The organism is Streptomyces sp. CO7 (assembly GCF_053474865.1).
In genome coordinates this window covers 210,202-214,485 of the sequence record NZ_JBRIOU010000001.1, presented here as the reverse complement: position 1 = coordinate 214,485, position 4,284 = coordinate 210,202, and the positions used below count along the sequence as shown (strand labels likewise).

4 protein-coding genes are annotated in these 4,284 nt (G+C 75.5%); 2 read left to right on the top strand and 2 right to left on the bottom strand.

What is annotated here, in order from left to right; genetic code table 11:
- Positions 1 to 126 precede the first annotated feature (126 nt).
- Positions 127 to 2,058 carry an MFS transporter gene (locus ACOV8S_RS00995; protein ID WP_448315375.1) on the top strand — a complete coding sequence of 644 codons (1,932 nt, stop codon included), beginning with the start codon at positions 127 to 129 and terminating at the stop codon, positions 2,056 to 2,058.
- A gap of 73 nt (positions 2,059 to 2,131) precedes the next feature.
- On the opposite strand, the gene ACOV8S_RS00990 is transcribed toward ACOV8S_RS00995, so the two are convergent.
- Both ACOV8S_RS00990 and ACOV8S_RS00985 read right to left on the bottom strand, forming a co-directional pair.
- Positions 2,132 to 3,022, bottom strand: coding sequence for a MerR family transcriptional regulator (locus ACOV8S_RS00990; protein ID WP_448315373.1), 891 nt, complete (start codon positions 3,020 to 3,022; stop codon positions 2,132 to 2,134).
- A gap of 142 nt (positions 3,023 to 3,164) precedes the next feature.
- On the bottom strand, positions 3,165 to 3,671 hold the full coding sequence (locus tag ACOV8S_RS00985; RefSeq protein ID WP_448315371.1) for a glutathione peroxidase: 507 nt from the start codon (positions 3,669 to 3,671) through the stop codon (positions 3,165 to 3,167).
- Positions 3,672 to 3,797: 126 nt separating this feature from the next.
- On the opposite strand from ACOV8S_RS00985, the gene ACOV8S_RS00980 reads away from it, so the two are divergent.
- Entirely contained in the window at positions 3,798 to 4,211 is a 414-nt protein-coding gene (locus tag ACOV8S_RS00980; protein ID WP_448315370.1) for a hypothetical protein, read from the top strand.
- The last annotated feature ends 73 nt before the right edge of the window (positions 4,212 to 4,284 follow it).

Sequence of the window (4,284 nt, the reverse complement as noted above, 5' to 3'; positions counted from 1 at the left end):
CCCGCGCCCCGGTGCGGACCCGCCGGTCCGGCGGGTCCGCACCGGGGCGCCGTGCTAGCGTCGCCGGGCTGTGCCGTGACCGCGCGGGCAGCGGGACCGGCGCCCGGGGCAGAGAGGTTCGTCCAGGTGAGCACAGCGGAACCGACGGAGACGCCGTCCACCGTCACGGACGGCACGGGCCCCGCCCACGGGCCGGCGCCCGCCGCACGGACCGGCACCGACCGTGTGCCGGCGCCACGCTCCGCGCCGCCGGCCGGGACGGAGCCGGAACCGGGACGAGGGGCCGGTGCGGAGGACGGGGCGGGTGACCGCCCCGCGACGGAGCACCCGCGGGCCGCCCAGGCGCCCCGGTCGCGCCTGGCCCGCCTCGGTCGGCTCCTCCGTCACCCGGTGACCGTCGTCACCGCCCTCACCGGCGTCCTCCACGTCCTCTGGTTCTTCGCGATGGCGAACAGCGGCGGGGACCTGGCGGCGCAGGACGCCTGGGCCGAGTTCGTCGGCCGGCACCCGGACTCGGCCTACAACCTGGCCTGGTACGGCGGCATGCACCCGGTCTCCTACAGCGTGCTGTCGCCCTACCTGATGCACGTCCTCGGCGTGCGGGCCACGATGATGCTCTCCGGCACGCTCTCCGCCGGGCTGCTCACCCTGATCCTCTGCCGCACCCGCCCGGGCCCCGGCCACCGCCAGGTGTGGCCCGCCGCCCTCGCCGGCGTCTTCGGCCTGCTCTGCAACGCGATCTCCGGCCGCGTCACCTTCGGCCTCGGCGTGCTGTTCGCGCTCGCGGCCGTCGCCGGCGTCTTCTGCCTGCCGCTGCGCGGGCGGCCACGGCGCTGGGCGAAGGCGCTGTGGGTGGCCCCGCCGGCCGCCCTCGCCACCATGGCGTCGCCGGTCGCCGGGCTCTTCCTCGGCCTGATCGCCGTCGCCCTGTTCCTCCAGCACCGCCGCCCCGGGGCGTGGGCGCTGGGACTGGGCCCGTCCGTCGTGGTCGCGGCCTCCGCCTGGCTGTTCCCGTTCTCCGGGACGCAGCCGATGGGCATCCTGACCGCCGTCCTGCCCGTGACGACGGCCCTCCTGGTGTACGCGGTGAGCCCGGCGCGGTGGCGGACCGTCCGGACCACCTGCCTGGTCTACGCCGCGGCGACCCTGCTGGTGTGGGCGATCAGCTCCCAGATCGGTTCCAACATCACCCGCCTGCCGATGCTGTTCGCCGGCGTCGCGCTGCTCGCCGCGCTGCCGACGACCGCGCCGCGCACCCGGCGGCGGTACGCGGTGCTGGCCTCCTTCACGCTGTTCACCGCGTGGGTCGGCGTCGGCACCGTGACCGACGTGATCAGCATGAAGCCGGACGCCATCTGGGCCCGCGACCTCGCTCCGCTGGTCGACCGGCTGCAGCGCGCCGACACCGGGGCGGGCCGCGTCGAGGTGGTCCCCGCCAGCTCGCACGCCGAGTCCTCCGCCCTGGTCCCGTACGTCAACCTGGCCCGCGGCTGGAACCGCCAGGCCGACCGGGAGCGCAACCCGCTCTTCTACGACGGCACGCTGGACGCCGGGAGCTACCGCGCCTGGCTGCGCCGCTGGGCCGTCCACCAGGTCGTGCTGCCGCTGCACGGCTCGCCGGACGGCGAGGGCGGCCGCCAGGAACGGCGGCTGATAGAGGGCGGCCTGCCGTACCTGCAGGAGGTGTGGGCCGACGACAACTGGCGGCTGTACGCCGTCGTCGACCCCACCCCGCTGGCCGACGCGCCGGCCGAGGTCCTGCGCGCCGACGAGGGCGAGCTCACCGTCCGGGTGCCGCGCGCCGGCCGCTACACGGTGCGGGTGGCGCACTCCCCGTGGCTGGGCCTCTACGACGCCGAAGGGGAACTCCTGCCGGCGCCCGAACCGGACGGCCGGAACGCGCACGGCTGCCTGGCGCCCGGCGAGGAGGACGCCTGGGGCGTCGCCTGGACCGTCCTGGAGGCCCCCGGCCCGGGCACGTACCACCTCGCCGCCCGCTACCGGATGCAGCGCGGCACGCCCTGCCCCGAGCCGGAGGACGCCCCGCAGAGCCCCTAGACGTCCCCAGGCCCGGTCAGCCGGGCGGCGGCCGGACGGCCGGGCCACGGCCACTGCCGTCGGGGCGGTGCGCTCAGGCGCCCGGCGGCGGCTCCACCGGGTACGCCACGTCGCACACCGGGTCCGTCGGCCCCGCCGCGGACCAGTCCGCGAAGTAGACCTCACGGCACGGCCCGGCGACCCGCAGGTCCCGCTCGGTGATCCACCGCTCCACCGCCCCGAAGGCGTTGAGGATCATCGGCTGGGCCACCTCGGCCTTGGTGATGCGGGTGTACGCCAGGCGCCGCGCGGGCTCCTCGCGCACGCCCACGCCCACGCCCTTGCCGTGCCGCGCCGCCCACTCCCGTGCCGCCTCCGCGTCCCGCACCGGGACGCACACCTCGGCGGGCCCGTCGCTCTCCTGCGACACCTCCGAGTGGTAGACCACGAACGGCGCCGCCGGGACGCCTCCGCACTCCTCGGCCGCCACCGCGTGCAGCCGGTCCAGGGTGGTCCCGATCCAGGAGGGCAGCTCGCCCACCAGCACGTGCCGCTTCAGGGTGAGCACCGTGCAGCCGGGCACGTCCGCCGTCTCCGTCGTGTACCGCTCGCTCATCAGGGAGGTCCTTCCGTCCAGTCGCGCACGGAGGAAGTCCACGAGGGCCCGCTGCCCGGCGAGCCGCGCCTCGACGCCCGCCCAGTAGGCGTCCACCCTCTCGGCCGCCGCCGGACCGTCCCGGTCCATCAGCTCCACGACCTCGGCGACCGCCGCCAGCGGCATGTCGAGATGCCGCAGGTGCACGATCGTCCGGGCCCGCTCCACCTGGGCGGGCCGGTAGGAGCGGTAGCCGCTCACCGGGTCGACGTGCGCCGGGGGCAGCAGCCCCAGCCGGTCGTACAGCCGCAACGCCTTCGCGGACAGCCGGACCCTGGCGGCGAACGCGCCGATGCTGATCAGCTCGTCGTCGCCCGCGTCCATGCCCATGGCCTCCTCCGTCACCGGACCCTCGGCCCGGTGACGGGGAGACTGGGCCTTGACCCAGGGGCAAGGTCAACCACGCGCACGCGGCCGTTCCCGGCGACCGGCAGCCGCCGGTCCCCGCCTGCCGCGCGCGCCCCTCGGCGGGTTATCGGCCGAGGACCTTCTCGATCGCGGAGACGACCTCGTCCGACTCCGGCTCGGTCTGCGGGGAGAAGCGCGCCACGACCCGGCCGTCCCCGTCCACCAGGAACTTCTCGAAGTTCCAGCGGATGTCCCCGCTGTGCCCCTCGGCGTCCGCGAAGCCGGTCAGCCGCCGGTAGAGCGGGTGCCGGTCCTCGCCGTTGACGTCCACCTTCTCGGTCATCGGGAAGGTCACGCCGTACGTCGCCGAGCAGAACTCCGCGATCTCCTCGGAGGTGCCCGGCTCCTGCCCCATGAACTGGTTGCACGGCACGCCCAGCACGGCGAACCCGCGCTCCGCGTACCGCTCGTGCAGCTTCTCCAGCCCGTTGTACTGCGGCGTGAGGCCGCACCTGGACGCCACGTTCACGATCAGCAGCGCCGTGTTCCCGGCGTACCGGCCCAGCTCCGCGGAACCGCCCGTGAGCGCACCGATCTCGACGTCGAACACCGAACCCTCAGCATTGGTCATGCCCCGGAGCCTAACCGGCGGGACGCCGCTGACCGCCCGCCACCGCGTACCGCCTCGAGGTACTCACCCGCAACCTGAGTACGCGCACTCTGCGGACGGGCGGGGGCGGCCGTCCACGATGGGCCCATGACCACGCGAACGATCACGCCCTCCGTCCCCCGCCAGGCCCTCGCGGTGCTCCTCCTCGCCGCCGTGGCGGCAGCCCTCTGGGCCGCCTGGCTCGGCTGGGACCAGCGCTACGACGTCCACCCGGACGGCTCCAGCACCGGCCCGTACGAGGCCTGGCAGGTGATCGGCCTGGTCCTGACCCTCCTCCCGCCCGTGTTGTGGGCCGCCTCCCGCCGCCGGTACGCGGGCGCGGTGCTCGGGACGACGACCGGCCTCGCCGCGGCCGCCTGGTACGACTGGTCCAACGACGCCAGCGGCCTCTTCGCCGTCGGCGTGGCCATGATCACCGTCGGTTCCCTGGCCGCCACCGCCCTCCTCTGCGCCGTCACGGCGGCCGTCAGCGGCAACAGGGCCCGCCGCCCGGGCGCGTGAGCGGGGGCGGAGCCACTCCACGGCGCACACACCGAGGTCCCGGACCGTGAACGGTCCGGGACCTCTTCGTGGA

What these genes read in the sequence shown, in the direction of transcription:
- ACOV8S_RS00985 (WP_448315371.1), bottom strand. Translation starts at nt 3,671, where the DNA reads ATGACCAATGCTGAGGGTTCGGTGTTCGACGTCGAGATCGGTGCGCTC.
- ACOV8S_RS00980 (WP_448315370.1), top strand. Translation starts at nt 3,798, where the DNA reads ATGACCACGCGAACGATCACGCCCTCCGTCCCCCGCCAGGCCCTCGCG.
- ACOV8S_RS00990 (WP_448315373.1), bottom strand. Translation starts at nt 3,022, where the DNA reads ATGGGCATGGACGCGGGCGACGACGAGCTGATCAGCATCGGCGCGTTC.